Annotated in this window: 18 protein-coding genes; 13 read left to right on the forward strand and 5 right to left on the reverse strand. The window is 34.3% G+C overall.

The window, feature by feature from the left end; genetic code table 11:
* Positions 1–67 precede the first annotated feature (67 nt).
* From YW9_RS0110740 to dnaB, 3 genes are all read left to right on the forward strand, one after another.
* Complete coding sequence (locus tag YW9_RS0110740) at positions 68–1,021, forward strand: acetyl-CoA carboxylase carboxyltransferase subunit alpha (RefSeq protein WP_018280174.1); 954 nt, start codon at positions 68–70, stop codon at positions 1,019–1,021.
* 85 nt (positions 1,022–1,106) lie between these two features.
* Positions 1,107–1,931, forward strand: coding sequence for a DNA alkylation repair protein (locus YW9_RS0110745; RefSeq protein WP_018280175.1), 825 nt, complete (start codon positions 1,107–1,109; stop codon positions 1,929–1,931).
* A gap of 181 nt (positions 1,932–2,112) precedes the next feature.
* Positions 2,113–3,678: a replicative DNA helicase gene (gene dnaB, locus YW9_RS0110750; RefSeq protein ID WP_018280176.1), complete on the forward strand. Its 1,566-nt coding sequence runs from the start codon at positions 2,113–2,115 to the stop codon at positions 3,676–3,678.
* Positions 3,679–3,774: 96 nt separating this feature from the next.
* Here dnaB and YW9_RS0110755 read toward each other — a convergent pair whose 3' ends face one another.
* Positions 3,775–5,406: an ABC-F family ATP-binding cassette domain-containing protein gene (locus tag YW9_RS0110755; protein WP_026193987.1), complete on the reverse strand. Its 1,632-nt coding sequence runs from the start codon at positions 5,404–5,406 to the stop codon at positions 3,775–3,777.
* 216 nt (positions 5,407–5,622) lie between these two features.
* Here YW9_RS0110755 and hemH point away from each other — a divergent pair, with 216 nt between their 5' ends.
* From hemH to YW9_RS0110775, 4 genes are all read left to right on the forward strand, one after another.
* A complete protein-coding gene (gene hemH, locus YW9_RS0110760; RefSeq protein ID WP_018280178.1) occupies positions 5,623–6,648 on the forward strand; it encodes a ferrochelatase in 1,026 nt (341 codons plus the stop codon).
* A gap of 15 nt (positions 6,649–6,663) precedes the next feature.
* Positions 6,664–7,188: a menaquinone-dependent protoporphyrinogen IX dehydrogenase gene (gene hemG, locus YW9_RS0110765; RefSeq protein WP_018280179.1), complete on the forward strand. Its 525-nt coding sequence runs from the start codon at positions 6,664–6,666 to the stop codon at positions 7,186–7,188.
* A 98-nt stretch (positions 7,189–7,286) separates the two neighbouring features.
* Entirely contained in the window at positions 7,287–8,765 is a 1,479-nt protein-coding gene (locus tag YW9_RS0110770) for an ankyrin repeat domain-containing protein (protein ID WP_026193988.1), read from the forward strand.
* 6 nt (positions 8,766–8,771) lie between these two features.
* Positions 8,772–9,251, forward strand: a complete 480-nt coding sequence (locus tag YW9_RS0110775; RefSeq protein WP_018280181.1) for a DUF2271 domain-containing protein — start codon at positions 8,772–8,774, stop codon at positions 9,249–9,251.
* A gap of 67 nt (positions 9,252–9,318) precedes the next feature.
* On the opposite strand, the gene YW9_RS0110780 is transcribed toward YW9_RS0110775, so the two are convergent.
* Positions 9,319–10,311 carry a DUF4837 family protein gene (locus YW9_RS0110780; RefSeq protein ID WP_018280182.1) on the reverse strand — a complete coding sequence of 331 codons (993 nt, stop codon included), beginning with the start codon at positions 10,309–10,311 and terminating at the stop codon, positions 9,319–9,321.
* A gap of 178 nt (positions 10,312–10,489) precedes the next feature.
* Here YW9_RS0110780 and YW9_RS0110785 point away from each other — a divergent pair, with 178 nt between their 5' ends.
* From YW9_RS0110785 to YW9_RS0110810, 6 genes are all read left to right on the forward strand, one after another.
* Positions 10,490–11,260, forward strand: a complete 771-nt coding sequence (locus tag YW9_RS0110785; RefSeq protein ID WP_018280183.1) for an alpha/beta fold hydrolase — start codon at positions 10,490–10,492, stop codon at positions 11,258–11,260.
* A gap of 16 nt (positions 11,261–11,276) precedes the next feature.
* On the forward strand, positions 11,277–11,630 hold the full coding sequence (locus tag YW9_RS0110790) for a phage holin family protein (protein WP_018280184.1): 354 nt from the start codon (positions 11,277–11,279) through the stop codon (positions 11,628–11,630).
* Positions 11,631–11,670: 40 nt separating this feature from the next.
* A complete protein-coding gene (locus YW9_RS0110795; RefSeq protein WP_018280185.1) occupies positions 11,671–12,294 on the forward strand; it encodes a PASTA domain-containing protein in 624 nt (207 codons plus the stop codon).
* 1 nt (position 12,295) lies between these two features.
* On the forward strand, positions 12,296–13,321 hold the full coding sequence (locus tag YW9_RS0110800; protein ID WP_018280186.1) for an RluA family pseudouridine synthase: 1,026 nt from the start codon (positions 12,296–12,298) through the stop codon (positions 13,319–13,321).
* A gap of 68 nt (positions 13,322–13,389) precedes the next feature.
* Entirely contained in the window at positions 13,390–14,178 is a 789-nt protein-coding gene (locus tag YW9_RS0110805; RefSeq protein WP_018280187.1) for a superoxide dismutase, read from the forward strand.
* A gap of 147 nt (positions 14,179–14,325) precedes the next feature.
* Complete coding sequence (locus tag YW9_RS0110810) at positions 14,326–15,513, forward strand: AI-2E family transporter (protein WP_018280188.1); 1,188 nt, start codon at positions 14,326–14,328, stop codon at positions 15,511–15,513.
* A gap of 338 nt (positions 15,514–15,851) precedes the next feature.
* Here YW9_RS0110810 and YW9_RS0110815 read toward each other — a convergent pair whose 3' ends face one another.
* Genes YW9_RS0110815 through YW9_RS0110825 form a run of 3 tightly spaced genes read right to left on the reverse strand, consistent with a single transcriptional unit; the run spans position 15,852 to position 18,571 of the window.
* Entirely contained in the window at positions 15,852–16,847 is a 996-nt protein-coding gene (locus YW9_RS0110815) for a DNA adenine methylase (RefSeq protein ID WP_018280189.1), read from the reverse strand.
* The gene (locus tag YW9_RS0110820) at positions 16,848–17,705 is read right to left on the reverse strand and encodes a hypothetical protein (RefSeq protein ID WP_026193991.1); all 858 of its coding nucleotides are present in this window, start codon (positions 17,703–17,705) and stop codon (positions 16,848–16,850) included.
* A 32-nt stretch (positions 17,706–17,737) separates the two neighbouring features.
* Positions 17,738–18,571 carry a 1,4-dihydroxy-2-naphthoyl-CoA synthase gene (locus YW9_RS0110825; protein WP_018280191.1) on the reverse strand — a complete coding sequence of 278 codons (834 nt, stop codon included), beginning with the start codon at positions 18,569–18,571 and terminating at the stop codon, positions 17,738–17,740.
* Between the last annotated feature and the right edge of the window lie 75 nt (positions 18,572–18,646).

The following is an 18,646-nucleotide window of genomic DNA, read 5'->3' on the forward strand; positions in this document are numbered from 1 at the left end:
GGTAAAGATATTTTCAATTGTAAAATTTCGTACTTTTGCTCAAATATAAGTCAAAATAAACGACCTTATGGAATATTTAGATTTTGAATTACCAATCAAAGAATTGGAGGAACAAATGCAGAAGTGTGCTCTTATTGGTGATGAGAGCGATGTGGATATGACCGATGCTTGTAAAAAGATTGAAAAAAAACTTAACCAAACTAAGAAAGAAATCTACAGTAATTTAACAGCTTGGCAACGTGTTCAAATCTCACGTCACTTGGACAGACCTTACACACTTGACTATATTAGAGCTCTTTGTGGAGATACATTTTTAGAATTACACGGCGACAGAACTGTAAAAGACGATAAAGCAATGATAGGAGGCTTCGGCAAGATTGAAGACCAAAGTTTCCTTTTTATTGGACAACAAAAAGGAGTAAATACAAAAATGCGACAATATCGTAATTTTGGTATGGCAAATCCTGAAGGTTACCGCAAGGCTTTACGTTTGATGAAATCCGCAGAGAAGTTCGGAATTCCTATCGTTTGTTTCGTGGACACACCAGGAGCTTTTCCAGGAATTGAAGCTGAAGAACGCGGTCAGGGAGAAGCTATTGCTCGTAACATATTGGAAATGTCTCGTTTGAAAGTTCCAGTTATTGTATTTATCATCGGGGAAGGAGCTTCGGGAGGAGCTTTGGGAATAGGTATTGGCGATCGCGTGTATATGCTTGAAAATACTTGGTACTCAGTTATTTCTCCAGAATCGTGTTCATCTATCCTTTGGAGAAGTTGGGAATATAAAAAAGAAGCAGCTGAAGCTCTGAAACTTACAGCTCCTGATATGAAGAAGTTAAAACTAATTGATGAGATTATCAAAGAACCACTTGGTGGAGCTCATCGTGATAGAGAAACTACTTTCCTAACTGTCAGAAAAGTGATTTTGGAAACATACGAAGAGTTGAAAAAACTTCCGTCAGAAAAACTTGTTGAAAAACGAATGGACAAATATCTGAATATGGGAGTGTATAAACAATAGAAATAAAAAAAGGCTATCTAAATAAGGTAGCCATTTTTTTGAAATAAAGTTTTGTGACAATAAATTTAGAAAATAAGAAAACAAAATGAACATAAACCCTGAGATTTTACATAGAAAAGGAGCAATTAAAATTGAAAATATTCCTACAGAAGTTTTAAAATTACTGAATTTAGGATATATCGAAACGGTAAATCTAACGGAGTGGTTGGCAATTGACCATAGTGTTTTGGTTGGTTCTGTATTTCCTGAAATGGGCGTTTCGGAAGAAATTATACTTCAAATTACTTCATTGTTGAAACAGCAGAAGAAAGCTTCAGCGATGAATAGCATAAGAGTCGTTAGTTCAGTGCTTTATAAAGAATATATGAGTTCAAGCGATTATGAGATATTATTTCAAAAACTCAAGTCGCATATTTCAGATTCTGTACGCTGTTATGCAACCTATTTTTTAGAACTAAATGAAAATATTTCTCTGAAAGATAAATTTATACAATTAAAACCTTTGATTGCCGACACGCATTTTGGTGTTCGAGAAGTTGCGTGGATGGCACTTCGTAAAGATATTAATGACAATCTTGATTTTTCGATAAAGTTTTTGACGGATTGGACTAAAAGTGAAAATGAGAATATCCGCCGTTTTTGTACAGAATCCACTCGTCCGAGGGGAGTTTGGTGTCCGCATATTGATGAATTGAAAGAAAAACCTGAATTGGCTTTGTCCATCTTGGAAAAACTAAAGTCCGATTCTTCAAAATATGTGCAGGATAGTGTAGGTAATTGGCTCAATGATGCTTCCAAAACCCGTCCTGATTTTGTGACACAACTTTGCGAACGTTGGGAAAAAGAAAACCCAACAAAAAATACACAATATATTGTACGAAAAGCACTGCGTACAATTTTGAAAGGATAATTTTCTGAACAAAGAAAACATTGTTAAGAGACCTTATTATTGAAATCACTTTTTTCTGAGTTCTGATAATCAGTGTTTGGATTGTTTTTGTATTAGTTATAAACAGGTTATGAACAATTTGTTGACAATGGGTGTTCACATATCTTTTTCAAGAAACCATTTTTTTTCCTAATTTCGCACTATGAAAGAAACTCAAACATATCCATCTTTACAAACTGAAAATGTAATAAGCCCTACTATGATTAATCTGGAGCGAGGGAAAATTCCTCCTCAAGATATTAATATAGAGCAAGTTGTGCTTGGTGCAATGATGATTGATAAAAAAGGAGTTGATGATGTTATTGACGTTCTCAGCCCCGAAGTTTTTTATCGCAAACAACATCAACTTATTTATCAGGCCATCTTTGAACTTTTTCAACAATCACAACCCATTGACTTATTAACAGTTATGGAGCAGCTTCGCAAAAATGGAAATTTGGAAGCTGTTGGGGGTGAATTCTACCTGATTCAACTTACACAACGTGTATCTTCATCGGCACATATTGAGTTTCACGCACGTATCATTATGCAGAAATTTATTCAACGCCGATTGATTCAAATTTCATCGGAAGTAATTGAAGATGCTTATGATGAAACCAAAGATGTTTTTGATTTGTTAGACTCTGCCGAATCAAAACTTTATGAAGTTACACAAGGAAACCTGAAACGTTCGAGTGAATCAGCTGGAGATTTGGTTATCAAGGCTTTGAATAAAATTCAAGACCTTTCCAATAAAACCGATGGCTTTAGTGGTGTTCCTTCTGGATTTACAAAACTTGACCAACTTACTTCGGGTTGGCAAGCGAGTGACCTTATCATTATTGCAGCACGTCCTGGTATGGGGAAAACGGCTTTAACGCTTTCTATGGCACGAAATATTGCAGTTGGGCAAGGAATTCCAGTTGCTTTTTTCTCTTTGGAAATGTCTTCAGTTCAATTGATTACACGTTTAATTTCTTCCGAAACAGGACTTTCTTCCGAAAAATTACGTACAGGGAAATTAGAGCCTCACGAATGGCACGTGCTTAGTACCAGAGTTAAAGACCTTGAAAAAGCACCGCTTTATATTGATGACACACCTTCAATTTCGATATTTGACCTAAGGGCAAAAGCACGACGGCTTTCCTCTCAATATGGTATAAAGTTGATAATCATTGATTATCTTCAACTTATGACAGCTGGAGGAACAAAGGGTGTAGGAAATCGTGAGCAAGAGATTTCGACTATCTCTCGAAATCTTAAAGCTTTAGCAAAGGAGTTAGATGTTCCTGTTATTGCTCTTTCGCAGTTGTCGCGTAATGTTGAGTCACGCCCTGGACATAAGCGTCCTCAATTATCAGATTTGCGGGAATCAGGAGCTATTGAGCAAGATGCTGATATTGTGTCGTTTATATATCGTCCTGAATATTATAAGATTATGGAATGGGACGATGAGGCTCAGTCTTCAACTGAAAATCAAGGAGAGTTTATTGTTGCTAAACACCGAAATGGTGGATTGGATAATATTCGTTTGAAATTCTTGGGTCAGTTTGGTAAATTTGATAATTTAGATGAGTTTGATAATTCTGGATTCCAATCTTTTACGCAAGAAATAGGCTCGAAAATGAACGATGATTTTGATGTTTCTAAGCTTCCATCAGCACGAGATGCTTTTGGGGACATACCTCCTAATTTTCCAAGTCAAAACATAGATGATATCCCTTTTTAGGGAAATAAAAAATCATTTCTCTGATAAAATTAAAAATAAAAAACATCTGTAAATAGAATTGATTTACAGATGTTTTCTTATTTTCAAACAATAGTTTTATTTTTCTATTTCTCGTAAATTTTCCATTTTCTTTTTCTGTAAGAAGCCATAAATATCTTCCAGATGTTCAGTTACTTTCCCTCCTCCAAATTCGTACACTTTTGTTACGAGTCCGTCCAGAAAATCGCGATCGTGTGAAACCACAATGAGTGTTCCGTCAAAGTCCAAAAGAGCTTGTTTTAAGATGTCTTTTGTTCGCATATCAAGGTGATTTGTAGGCTCGTCCAAAATGAGTAAATTCACAGGTTCAAGCAAAAGTTTTATCATCGCAAGACGAGTTCGTTCGCCACCAGAAAGCACTTTTACTTTCTTTTCACTTTCTTCCTTGTTAAACATAAAAGCTCCTAAAATGTCACGAATTTTGGTGCGTATGTCTCCGACAGCAATATCGTCAATAGTTTGAAATACAGATAGTTCTCCGTTTAACAAAGACGCTTGATTTTGAGCGAAATAGCCAATTTGCACGTTATGACCCAATGACAATGTCCCATTGTAGTCAATTTCTCGCATAATACATTTTACAAGCGTTGATTTTCCTTCTCCATTTCGCCCAACAAAAGCTACTTTTTCGCCTCGTTTGATGGTGAAATTCACATTTGAAAAAATTTGTTTTTCCCCATAAGTTTTTTCCAAATCTTCAGCGATGACAGGGTAATTTCCTGAACGAGGAGAAGGCGGGAATTTTAATTTCAAAGCCGAGGTGTCTTCTTGGTCAACTTCTATAATTTGCAGTTTTTCAAGCATTTTTACTCTCGATTGTACTTGTAATGTTTTGGAATAAGTGCCTTTGAAACGTTCGATAAATTCTTTGGTCTCGGTAATCATTTTTTGTTGTTCATCATATTGTTTTTGTTGCTGAGCTCGGCGTTCTTTCCGCAATTCAAGATAATGAGAATACTTTGCTTTGTAATCGTAAATTCGACCCATCGTCACTTCAATGGTACGATTCGTTACGTTATTTACAAAGGCTCTGTCGTGAGAGATAAGTACCACAGCTTTGGCAGAATTAATCAAAAAATCTTCAAACCATTCGATGGAGTTAATATCAAGATGGTTCGTAGGCTCGTCAAGAAGTAGTAATTCAGGATTTTGAAGTAGCAATTTTCCTAATTCGATGCGCATTCGCCAACCGCCACTAAATTCATTTGTTTGTCGGTGGAAATCGTTACGAGTGAAGCCCAAACCAAGCAGAGTTTTTTCGATTTTTTCTTCAAAATTAGTATCTTCTATGCCATAAAATTTCTCACTTAAAGATGAAACTTCTTCTATGAGTTTCATATATTCATCAGACTCATAATCAGTGCGAATAGTAAGTTCTTGATTAATTTCATCAATGCGTTTTTCCATTGATTGAATTGCGGTAAAGGCTTTTGCAACTTGTTCAAAAACAGTGCAATTATCGTCCATAATCAGATGTTGTGGCAAATATGCGATTGTAAAATCTTTAGGCATACTAACATTTCCTCGTGTAGCTTCGCGTTCACCAGCCAAAATTTTAAGTAAAGTAGATTTTCCTGCACCATTTTTCCCCATTAGAGCAATGCGGTCATTAGGATTGATGGCGAAGGAAACATCGGAGAAGAGTGTGGTGCCTCCAAATTCAACACATAGGCTATTCGCTGTAATCATTTTATTTCTTTTTTAAATATTTAAGATATTGTTATTCAGTTTTTTAATAATCGAAAAGTACTTCTTAAACCGAAGGGCAAAGATAATTTTATTATTCTGAATTAAAAATGAATAAGTAATATCAATTTTGGTATAATTTTTTTCTGTATTTGAAAGTGAAAAGTTATTAAAATTTCTTTACATTTGCACCTCATATTTATAAAATAGGGAAATTATATGTCAAAAGGAGTTTTGTTGGTTAATTTAGGTTCTCCTGATTCAACTAAGGTATCTGATGTAAGGCGATATTTGGATGAATTTTTGATGGATAGTAGGGTGATTGATCTTCCATATCTTTTGAGGGTACTTATTGTTCGTGGAATTATTTTGAGGGTAAGACCTAAAAAATCGGCGAAAGCCTACAAAAAAATATGGTGGGAGGAAGGCTCTCCTCTAATTGTTATAACAGAAAGATTGGTAGCGAAGTTACAGAAGCAAGTTTCTGTGCCTGTGCAGATTGCTATGCGTTACGGAAATCCAAGTATAGAGTTTGGTTTACAGCAACTTAGGGAGAAAGGAGTTACTGAAGTTCTTTTGTTACCAATGTATCCACAATACGCTATGGCAACTACTGAAACTGTGGAGGTACTAACAGAAAAACTCATCAAAACGAAATTCAAGGAAATGACATTAACTAAATTTCCTGCGTTTTACAATCGCTCTGAGTATGTTGATGCACTTGCAAAAGTGACAAAAACACACTTAAATGGGTATAATTTTGACCACTTGCTTTTCTCGTATCACGGTGTGCCTGAGCGGCATTTATGGAAAACAGTAAAGACAGATAATCATAAAAAAATTACTGAAGGGAAATATTGCTGTGACCCAAAATCAGATGAAGCAGAACGTTGTTATAGAACACATTGTTTCGAAACTACACGTCAGTTAGTGGAGCGTTTGCAATTAACCAGAAGCCAATATTCACAGGCTTTTCAATCTCGCTTAGGAATTGATAAGTGGTTGGAGCCCTTCACCTCTGATAGAGTTGTAGAACTTGCCCGTAGCGGAGTGAGAAAGTTGGCGGTCATAACTCCAGCTTTTGTAGCAGATTGTATTGAAACTCTTGAAGAAATAGAAATGGAGGCTGGAAAAGAATTTTTGGAAAATGGAGGTGAAGAGTTTAAAATGATTCCGTGTTTGAATGATGATGATGCGTGGGTTTATGCAATTGCAACGTGGATTCATCGATGGGAAAAACGATAAAAGTAAGATTACATTATGGAAAAATCAGTAATAATATATGCTTCTGTAGATGGGCAAACAAAGAAAATATGTGACCATATCAATGGTGTTTTGCTTTCAAGAAAACAAGATGTAAAATTGGTTTCTATTGCTGATTTTCGAGATAATTTGAATGATTTTGACAAAATAATTTTGGCATCAAGTATTCGGTATGGAAAACATAATCAGGATATTATAAATCTGATAAATGAAAATTACGAATTGCTCAATGCTAAAAAATCTGCTTTCATTTCAGTGAATTTAGTGGCCAGGAAAGAGGAAAAAAGACAAGCACATACAAATCCTTATGTAGTTAAATTTTTGAATAAAATAAAGTGGAAACCAACTATGGTTGAAGTTTTTGCGGGTAAAATTAACTATAAGATTTATGGCTTTTTTGATAAGTTGATTATAAAACTTATTATGGTAATCACTAAAGGCCCTACAAATTCTGATGCAGAAATAGAATATACCAATTGGGATAATGTTACAGCTTTTACAGAGAAATTTTCTGAAATGTAGTGCTTGAATCTTCTTTCACCATAAATAAAAATAGAATTTATATTTATATTTAATCTAAATAACTATATTTGCACCATTAATTTTTAAATTGAATGGTGATGAAAAGAGTTATCTTCTTTTTATGTTTTTTTGTGCCTGGTTTCTTATTAGCACAGAAAAATATTTTTTTGAGTAATGATTATTGGAAAACAAAGCCTACTGTTGAACAAGTAAAGCAAAAAATAGCAGAAGGGAATAATCCTACTGAGTTGAATGAGAGAGCGTATGATGCTGTTTCACTGGCTATTAATAATGGAACTCCTTATGAAACTATACTTTTTTTACTTTCTCTGGAAGGAAATGAAGTTGATAAACTTACTCACGATAAACGTACTTACTTGTTTTGGGCAGCATTTCAGAATAACTTACCTTTAATCAATTACTTACTACAAAAAGGTGCAGATGTTAATGTGAAAGATTCTCATATGTACACACCTCTTCTTTTCGCTGCCGTGCGTGGAAATATAAATACTGAACTTTATGATATTCTGATAAATAAAGGAGCAAATATTAACGAAAAAAATGAAAATGGAGCTAATGCATTGCTTTTAGCAATTCCTCATATGAAAGATTTGAAAGAGGCTCAGTATTTTATAAAAAAAGGATTATCGCTTAAAAGTATTGATAACAATGGAGATGATGCTCTCTTTTATGCTGCAAGAAATGGTAATCAAAAGATAATCAATCAGTTGATTAAAAAAGGATTAAATCCTAAAACCTTAAATAATAAAGGACAAAACTTGATGTTTGCAGCAGCAGAAGGCTCAAGAAAGAAAACCAATAATTTGGAATTTTTTAAATATATTGAGAGCTTAGGAGTGAGTCCCAATCAAAAAGATAAGGAAGGATTAACACCTCTTTTTACGCTTTCATCTCGTCATAAAGACATCGCTGTTCTAAATTATTTTCTTGACAAAGGAAATTCTGTAAATCAGTTAGATAAAGAAGGGAATACTCCTCTAATTAATGCTTCATCTAGAAATTCACTTGAGGTTGTTTCTCTTTTGGAGAATAAATCGTCTAATATCAATGCAACTAATAGTCAAGGGCATTCTGCTTTAACTTCGGCGGTTGCCAGAAATACTTCCGATGTTGTTTCTTATTTAATCAAAAAAGGAGCAGATATAAACGTAAAAGATGTTAAAGGAAATACATTAGTATATTATCTGTTAGAGAGTTATACACCAAGAGACATTAAAAAGTTTGATGAAAAATGGAACATTTTAACAGAAAAAGGATTGAATTTTGCTCAAAACCAGGAAAAAGGAAACAACATATATCATTTGGCAGTTGATAAGGCAGACCTAAATTTATTACAAAAAGTAGTCTCCGTAAATGTTGATATCAATGTAAAAAACCAAGATGGACTCACCCCATTACACAAGGCTGCAATGACGGCTAAGAACTTGGATATCATCAAATTTTTGTTGGAAAAAGAAGCTAATAAAACCATTACAACAGATTTTGAAGAAACTGCGTACGATTTAGCTAAAGAAAATGAAGCTCTAAAGGATAAGGATATTAATTTTTTAAAATAGAAATATATGAAAATCAGATATTTTATATGGATTTTAGTGGTTATTTTTGTTGGTTTTTCTTTCACAAAACAGCAGCCCACCACCAAATACAAATGTATGATTCAGCTTACAAATTATGAGGGAGAGGGAGCTTACATTGTAGTGTCGTTGATTAATCCGCAAGGTAAATATGAAAAAACATTGCAAGTGCTGGGTGATGACCCTGAGTGGTATAGTGATTTGATTGAATGGTGGAAATTCTATGGCAAACGACAAACTATTGACGCCATTACAGGAGCTACCATCAGCGGAGGAGAAAGGGCAATTAAAGTTATTGAAATTGAAGATGATAAAATCAACAAAGGATATAAAATTCGTTTTGAAACCGCAGTGGAAGACCAAAAGTATCACGCAACAGATGTGGAGTTTGAACTCACTTCCGAAAGTGTGAAAAGTAAAGTTGATGGGAAAGGGTACATCCGTTATGTAAGAATGATACCAAACTAAAATTCAGAAAATAAAAAAATGGGAATCAAGAAACCACGATTCCCATTTTTAATTTAACCACCAATAATTACTTTACAAATGTAATAGATTTTATAATAGATTCTAATTCAAATAAATAATCTCTTTTATCAGTCATAGGGGCCGAAACAAATCCTTCAATAACTACCAAACGATTATTAGGTTCGTCCTCGATAATGTAATTTACGTAAGGTCCGCCCAGTAAGAAGTTCTTAACTTCCCATAATCCTTTACTTTCAATGGCTTTGCGGTCTTTAATTGTAGTGTTATAAATGCTTGGAGCAAAGGCAGATTCTGAAATCATATACATTCCTTCTTCTCGTCCAGGTATATAGCGTTTTCCGATAGAATCTCGCATTTTAACAATTGCTTCCGAACGAATATCTCCTTCAGGAATGCTATTAGGTGGCATTTCGTAAATGATAATATTTGCGGTTCCTCCTTTTATTTGTCGTTCTATCCAGAAGAAATTATTTTCTTTTTTTACGATTTTATAAACAGATGGCATCATTAGTTTTAAACCTAATTTTTCTTCAATGTCTCTTTCTTTGTTTAAAGCTTTTTGGAAGCGGAGTTGGTTTTCTCTGATGTCATTTTCTTTAAATTCTCTTACGATTTTTGAAAAATGTTCTTGTATTTCGCAGGTAATATCGCGGTTTGTTTTTCCTCGAATGACGCCAATTCGCTGCGGTTTAGCGAAAAGATTTTCTTTTATCACCACATTATTAATGGAATCTTTTTCTATAATTAAGATATTTCTGCTGTTTCGAGTGTTATTTGTAAATATTTCTGGAGGAATTTGATGTAATGAAAAAATAGGTTCCTCTGTTGAAAGTCCTTCTACTGGCGAGGCAAAATATTTGCGAATGGTATCTCCCACAGTACCTTTCCATAAGGTATTGTCAATCACTACAGCAAGTGAATTTATTTGTCCGTTGGATTGAGGTAAATAAATCTCTTCGCTACCTTTATTTTTATTTGATGTGTCTTGACAAGAAATTAATAAAAATGTTCCAATGATAAAAAATATTAATTGTTTCATAAGAGGTAGTTAATTTTATAATATTTTCATAGCCAAAATCGTTCCAAAGTCGATTTTTTTAGATAGAATTTACTATAAAAACAACACAAAATATTTTTTTTCAATGTTAATTGCTGATTGTTAATTATTTCCTATCTTTGCAGAGTTTGAAAAATAATATAATTTTAGTAGTTTGTTAATGGAAATACTACATTCACAGATTATTGGTCAGGGTAAACCTCTTTTTATTCTGCACGGATTTTTAGGAATGTCCGATAATTGGAAAACTTTAGGACTCAAATATGCAGAAGAAGGATTTGAAGTGCATTTGATTGACCAACGAAATCACGGTCATAGTTTTCATTCTGAGGAATTTAACTATCCTATTTTGGCGGAAGATTTAAAGCGTTACGCACAATCGAAATCCATCACTGAGTTTGATTTGATAGGACATTCGATGGGAGGAAAAACAGCAATGCTTTTTGCTACTGAAAATCCAAAGATGGTTCGCTCATTGGTGGTAGCTGATATTGCCCCGAAGTACTATCCGCCACATCATAGAGAAATTTTGAAAGGATTATTGTCTATTGATTTTGAGAATGTTAAATCTCGTTCGGAGGCTGATAATCAATTGGCGTTATATGTTAGTGAAGCTTCTGTCCGTCAGTTTCTGTTAAAAAATTTGTATTGGGAGACGCGTGAAAAGTTAGGATTACGAATGAATTTGAATGCTTTGATGGAGAATGAATCTGAAATCGGTGTAGAATTGCCAAAAAACAATACTTTTGCAGGAAAAACATTGTTTCTTAAGGGTGAGTTTTCAGAATATGTAATGCCTGAAGATGAGTCACTTATAAAAGCTCATTTTCCGAATGCAAAAATTGAAATGATTTCAAAATCAGGACATTGGCTTCACGCTCAAAACCCAACCGAATTTTTGGCAAGAACTTTGAGTTTTTTTAATTCTTAAATATAAAATATTGATTATGAAGTATATCGTAAGTTTGCTTGTTACGGCTGTTATTGTCTTTCTATTAGGGAATGTACTTCCTATTGCGAAGATTTCAGACTATTTTTCTGCTATTTTGGTGGCTTTTGTATTATCCATTTTAAATGTTTTGGTGAAGCCTGTCTTACAAATTATCTCTATTCCTATCACAATCATTACGTTAGGACTTTTTTTGTTCGTTATCAATGCAATAATTATTTTATTGGCTGCAGAACTAGTAAATGGTTTTGAGGTAAGCGGATTTTTTGGTGCTTTGCTTTTCAGCCTCTGTTTATCGTTGGTTCAATCGGTTGCTTTCAGATTGATGGAAGATAACAAATCACGCAGATAATGGCTATTTTTGTGCAACTTTCTGCCTAAATTAAATATTTATGTTAAAAAATATTGTAAAAAATCCGAAAATAAAAAGCATATTTTTCCATTTGTCCTTAGCTGTTTTGGCTCTCGTGATTTTAGCATTTCTGGTATTGAAATTCTTGAAAGTATGGACAAATCACGGAGAATATGTCGTGGTTCCAGACTTAACAAAGAAAACACTAACTGAAGTAGAATTCATTTTGAAAGAAAATAATTTGCGTTATGAAGTGCTTGACTCAACAAATTATGACCCAAAATTTCCAGCTTTTTCAGTTATTAGCCAAAGTCCAGAACCCACAGAGCACGTTAAGGAAAACAGAAAAATTTACTTAACGATTAATCCTTCGGGGTATCGAAAAGTAAGCGTTCCAAAGATAATTCAAATTACGCGTCGTAGTGCCGAAGCAACTTTAAAATCTGTTGGACTTGATGTGGGCACGATTACCTATGTTGATGATATAGGGAAAGATATGGTTCTTGAGCTTTCGCACAAAGGAAAAAAAATCGAACCAGGAGAACAATTGATGAAAACTTCAAAAATTGATTTGATTTGCGGAAATGGACTGGAAAATATGGGAGTTTCTGACTCAATTCCCAACACAAAAGAAATTGTTATCCCTGTAGAAGATTTGGAATAAGATGCAAGAATTTGATGAAGATTTAGAAAAAGAAGAGGAACTTTACGAGCATTACAGTTTTAAAGCAGGGAAGGGACAAGAACCGCTCCGTGTAGATAAATTTTTGATGAATTTTGTCGAAAATGCTACTCGCAACAAGGTGCAACAGGCTGCAAAACAAGGAAATATATTTGTTAATGGAGTTGCAGTAAAATCGAACCATCGCGTAAAAGCCAACGATGAGGTGAAGGTAATGTTTGCCCACCCACCACACGAGTATTTACTAACTCCTGAAAACATTCCTATTGATATTGTTTATGAAGATGACCAATTGTTGGTAGTAAACAAACCAGCTGGTATGGTAGTTCACCCTGGTCACGGCAACTATAGCGGAACACTCATTAATGCACTGATATATCATTTTGAAAATCTGCCCAATAATAGCAGTAATCGACCTGGTTTGGTACATCGTATTGACAAGGATACCAGTGGGTTACTTGTTATAGCCAAAACAGAGGAAGCGATGCTTCATTTGGCACAACAATTCTTCAATAAAACGTCTGAACGTGAGTATATTGCTTTAGTTTGGGGAAATGTGGAGCAAGATGAGGGAACGATAGAAGGGCATATAGGGAGGCACTTAAAAGACAGACTTCAAATGGACGTTTTTCCTGAAGGGAATTACGGCAAAGAAGCCATCACGCATTACAAAGTTTTGGAACGATTTGGATACGTAACTCTGATTTCGTGCAAGTTAGAAACGGGAAGAACACATCAAATTCGGGTTCATATGAAGCATATTGGGCATACTCTCTTCAATGATGAGCGTTATGGAGGGAATAAAATTCTCAAAGGAACAACCTTTGCGAAGTATAAGCAATTTGTTGAAAATTGTTTTGATGTATTGCCACGTCAAGCCCTCCACGCTAAGACATTAGGTTTTGAACATCCTACTACGGGCGAATTTTTGAGATTCGATTCAAATCTGCCTGAAGATATGACACGCTGCATAGAAAAATGGCGGAATTATATCACATCAAATAGTTAGTAACGTAAAAAAATGTTAAAAACATTTCACATTATATATTTTTAATTACTTTTGAAAAAAATATCATTATGAAACTAAGAAAATTGATTCCTATGACAGCATTGGCTCTTTCAGGTGCTGTATTTTCATCAGGAGAGCTTAATGCTCAGGTAAAAAAGAAAGAAAAATCGTGTACAAAGAAAGAATCGTGTGCCAAGTCGTGTTCTAAATCATCAGAATATGGAAAACCTACTGATGTAAAAGCCAATGAAGGTGCTTTCAAAATCGTTTCTCTGAAATACGACTACAACGCAGTAGATTCTTACATTGATGCACAAACGATGTTCATTCATTTTTCAAAACACTATGTAGGTTATCTAAACAATCTTAATAAAGCAGTGGAAGGCAAGGCACAAGCTACACAAACTATTGAGCAAGTGTTGAAAGGTTTGGATATGAGTAATTCAGCACTTCGCAACAATGCGGGAGGATATTACAATCATAATTTGTACTTTGATGTAATTTCACCTAAAGGTGGAGGACAACCAACAGGAGCTTTGGCTGAAGCAATCAATCGTGATTTTGGTAGTTTTGATAATTTTAAAAAGCAATTTTCAGAAGCTGGAGCAAAACGATTTGGTTCTGGTTGGGCTTGGTTAGTTGTAAAAGATGGTAAGCTACAAGTAGGAAGCACTGCGAATCAGGATAATCCGTTGATGCCAGGTTTGGAAATTTCAGGTCAGCCTATCTTAGGAATGGACGTTTGGGAACACGCTTACTACTTAAAATATCAAAATAAGAGAGGGGATTATGTGTCTAATTTCTTTAACGTAATTGATTGGAGCAGAGTAGCAGAACTTTATAAAGCGGCTATGTAAGAACAGATTTTCTTGAATGGTAAACTACAAGAAAATTTTGTTTTAAGGTTATTGGAGCAATTTAAATTTTTGAGTTGAAAAAGTTTAGATTGCTCCATTTTTTAGACTATAAAAGTTAATAGAGATTTTAAAATTACAAAACAAGTTATGAAAAACACTATTACATTTCCTTTTTATGCTCGTTTGGCATTTACATTGCTTGGAATTGTACTTGTTTTCTTTATCTTTTATTTGGGTAGAGATATTATCGTTCCTCTGGTTATGGCGTTGCTTTTTGCTATATTGCTACGTCCTATAAATCGATTTTTCAATAAAAAATGTCGATTTCCCAATACAATATCTTCGCTAGTGACTATTTTCCTTTTTGTGGTGTTGATATTGGGGATAGCAACATTTATTTCTGTAGAAATTGGAGGCATTGCCAGTGATACTGAAACCATAGTTAAGAATATTGAAACGCATTGGGCTCGTTTGCAGAGATTTGTGACTGATTTTTTTGGAATTAGTAAAGTAGACCAATCACAGCATATCAATATGGTTCGGGAAGAAACTAAGTCTGCTCTGACAAGTTCAGCAGCGATGCTTGTCACTTCTTTTTCAGATGTTTTATTTAGTATGGCAATGATTCCTATTTATGCGTTTTTGTTTTTACTCTACCAAAATCATTTGATTACGTTTCTTTCTAAACTGATAGGTGAAGGCGACCAACAACGTCTGAAAAACATACTTTTCAACATCAAGACAGCAGTTCAGAGTTATTTGATAGGGATATGTTTGCAAGTGTTAAGTATTGCTGCTTTAACGGCGATTGGGCTTTCCATTGTTGGGGTACAAAATGCAATCCTTCTGGGGGTAATTACAGGTATTTTGGGGCTTATCCCATATCTGGGTAATTTGTTGGCTTGTGCAATCACCATTTTGGCAACACTTTCTGGCTCACCTGATTTGAGTTTAATACTTGGAGTAGTTATCGTTTCGGTGGTAGTTCAGATTATTGATAATAATATTTTGGTGCCTTTAGTGGTGAGTTCAAAGGTTGAAATCAATGCTTTTGCTTCCATTATTGGAATTTTAGTGGGAGGAAGCCTCGCAGGAATAGGGGGTATGTTTTTAGCAATTCCTATTATAGCTATTCTTAAAGTTATTTTTGATAATGTTCCCTCACTCAATCCTTGGGGATATTTGCTGGGTGATGATTTGCCTAAAATTCCTCAGTGGTATAAGAAAGTGAAGCATTTGAAAACCATTGCAGAAGAAAAGAAAGCCAATAAAATAGAAAATCTTACTCAAGAAAAACCTACTTCAGAGAGTGTTACTCCATCTGAAGAAAAATAAAAAGGTTGGGTTTAAGAAATATATATATTACAATTGAAAATTAATATAAAAGACGAGTTAAGTAACTCGTCTTTTAGTTTTTATGGTTAGTACTATTTTATTTTTTGTATATCTACTCTATTTTTTCGATTAGCAAGGTGTAGAAATGATATATCTGGCTTCAGAAATGAGTTGTCAAGTGTCAGAAATCATAAATCAAGTTACAGAAATGACTTAGCAAGGTTGATAATTCATTTCTGTGACTTGTTGATTCGTTTTTTGAGGTTGTTGGTTCATTTCTGTTGATTGCTGGTTAGTTTCTAATTGTAATAGTTTGTTTTCTGATTATGATTACAAATTTATTTTTCTAAAATATGTAAGTACTCGGTGGTTTTATCGGATTTATGGTTTCTATTTTCTTCTTTATCAGCTCTAAATCTTTGGTAATCGGTAGAAAATAAATCATATCTTCCATATTTTTTCATAATCTCTCTAACAACATCAGGAGGCATTAACCCTTCATTATTATAACTCAGGAAAATATATTTAAAATGGGCATTTTTTATTAAGTTCTCGAAAGCTTGTACCACTTCATTCTTTTTACAAAAACTTGATTTTTGATAATCTCTAAGTCCCGTTTTACCTTTTGGCTGAAAACAATCATATTTTGCAATTGTATTCAACAAATGATAATTAGCCCCATATTCCCGAGTATTATAAGGAGGGTCAAGGTACAAAATGTCTCCCTCAATTTCTTTTATGAGAATATTTGCATTTTTATTAAATACAAGATGTTCATTTTCATTTTCTATAAAAATCGCAGGTTCAATATGTAAATCTTTTTGTGCCGATTTTTTGATGTGTTTTAGAAATGCACCATAGACAGAAGCCGTATTCGCTACCTTATCAGCACTTTCCAAAAGAGAGGCTAAAAGGAAAAAATACAATTCATTAGAAATTTCATTATTATTTTTCCAACTTTCTATTTTTTGTCGGATTGCGTCTATTCTTTTTCCGTTTTCAGATTTGAAATATTGTCGATTTGCTCTTCCGTTTTCAGAATATTCTTCAAAAATAAAACCTTCTATTCCCTTTAAATAATTCAATTCAAAGATGTGAGATAAAAAATCTAATGGCTTATGATTTTCAATATAATTTTTATTTAAAACATAACTATAATATTCTATATCGTTGCTAATAACTTGTTTTACTTCTTTTTTGAAAACTCGCCCCACAATACCAGTTCCAGCGAACAAGTCACAAAAAACCTTATTGGATAAATCTTTTCCAACAACTGAATACACTCCTTGTTTGATAAATTCCGAAAGTTTGTATTTTGAGCCTATGTAATTCATTTAGTTCCTTAATAAAATTACAAATGCTTGCGTTTTGTAAGTTTTACTTCCTCCGTTTTTGTGTTCAAAATCAAAGGTGATTTCCAATGGTTTGTCTAGACTTGTTTGCTCAATAATTTCTCGAACTTTTATTGGAGAAATATTTTCATCTAAATAAACGATAAATAATCTGGGGGAAGCACCAAATCTACCTTCATCTTGATATTTGTAAAGATATTCGGCTACTTTTTCAGGTTGAGATATTGCTGTATCTCTCCAATTTTCACCAAAATCTCTTTTAAACTGATTGGTAACACTTCGTGCTACTTTTTGGTCATAGCTCACGCCATCGATAAAAAAATCCACTCCTCTATTGTGAGACAAAGTAGGAATGATATTTTCATTTTTCAAAAAGACTAAGGTTTCTAAAAAATCATTTCTTTCCGTGTTTATTTCTTTTATTCTACGATATTTAACGGCAGCTAATTTTACTTTCTTATCTTTTACATCTCGCGAGCTATGTTCCGAATTAAGATGTTGTACAAAATTATCAAATTGCCCTTGTGAAAAAGGCCAAGAGATAGCTCCTAAATTCATTTTATTCCATTCATCTATGAGAATTTTTATAGTTTGTTCTCCATTCAGTCCATTGATAAATTTAGTTTTTTTCTTAAAAATCTCTCGAATTTTATCTTTAGCATCATCATAGTTCCAAACTTTTACGATTTCATTAAAAAGTTCAGTAGATTTTTTCTTTCTCAAATCTTTTTCCTTAAGCTCATAAAGAGTTAAAAACTCAATAGCACTATCTTTATTGCTAAAAATCTTTTTGATAATCTCTTGGTTAATAGTTCTTTTTATGTCGCGTATATCGTTCATAATCATTTTTTATAAAGTTAGTATTATTACCTTTAACTAATCCACTGATTCTCCCCGAAGTCAGGTTTTCGTTTTTCTAAAAAGGCGTTGCGTCCTTCTTTGGCTTCGTCGGTCATATAGGCAAGGCGAGTAGCTTCGCCAGCGAAAACTTGTTGCCCGACCATTCCGTCATCGGTAAGGTTCATCGCAAATTTGAGCATACGAATTGAGGTTGGCGACTTGGCAAGGATTTCTTGAGCCCATTCATACGCCTCTTCTTCCAAACGAGTGTGAGGCACTACTTTATTGACCATTCCCATTTCAAAAGCCTCTTGTGCGGAGTAATTTCGCCCTAAAAAGAAAATTTCACGAGCTTTTTTCTGTCCTACCATTTTTGCCAAATACGCCGAGCCATAGCCTCCATCGAAGCTGGTAACATCGGCATCGGTTTGTTTGAAAATGGCGTGTTCTTTACTGGCTAAGGTAAGGTCGCACACTACGTGAAGCGAGTGTCCGCCACCTACTGCCCATCCGTTTACCGCCGCGATGACCACTTTGGGCATAAATCGGATAAGTCGCTGTACTTCTAATATGTTGAGTCGGTGTCTGCCGTCTTCACCCACATAACCTTGATGCCCACGAGCCTTTTGGTCGCCACCGCTACAAAAAGCGTGTCCGCCATCTTTGGGGCTGGGTCCCTCCCCCGTGAGGATTACCACGCCTACACTCGCATCTTCGTACACGTGATAGAAAGCGTCGTAAAGCTCAGAGGTGGTTTTTGGGCGGAAAGCATTACGTACTTCTGGTCGGTTAAAGGCGATTCTTGCCACGCCGTTACATTTTTTATAAGTAATATCTTCGTATTCTTTTACAGTTTGCCAATTCATATGTTATAATTAATAATTTACAATTAATTTAATGAACAATTTTATATAGTATAACTCTTAAAATTGTTCATTGTT

Source organism: Capnocytophaga cynodegmi DSM 19736 (assembly GCF_000379185.1).
Classification (GTDB): Bacteria; Bacteroidota; Bacteroidia; order Flavobacteriales; family Flavobacteriaceae; genus Capnocytophaga; species Capnocytophaga cynodegmi.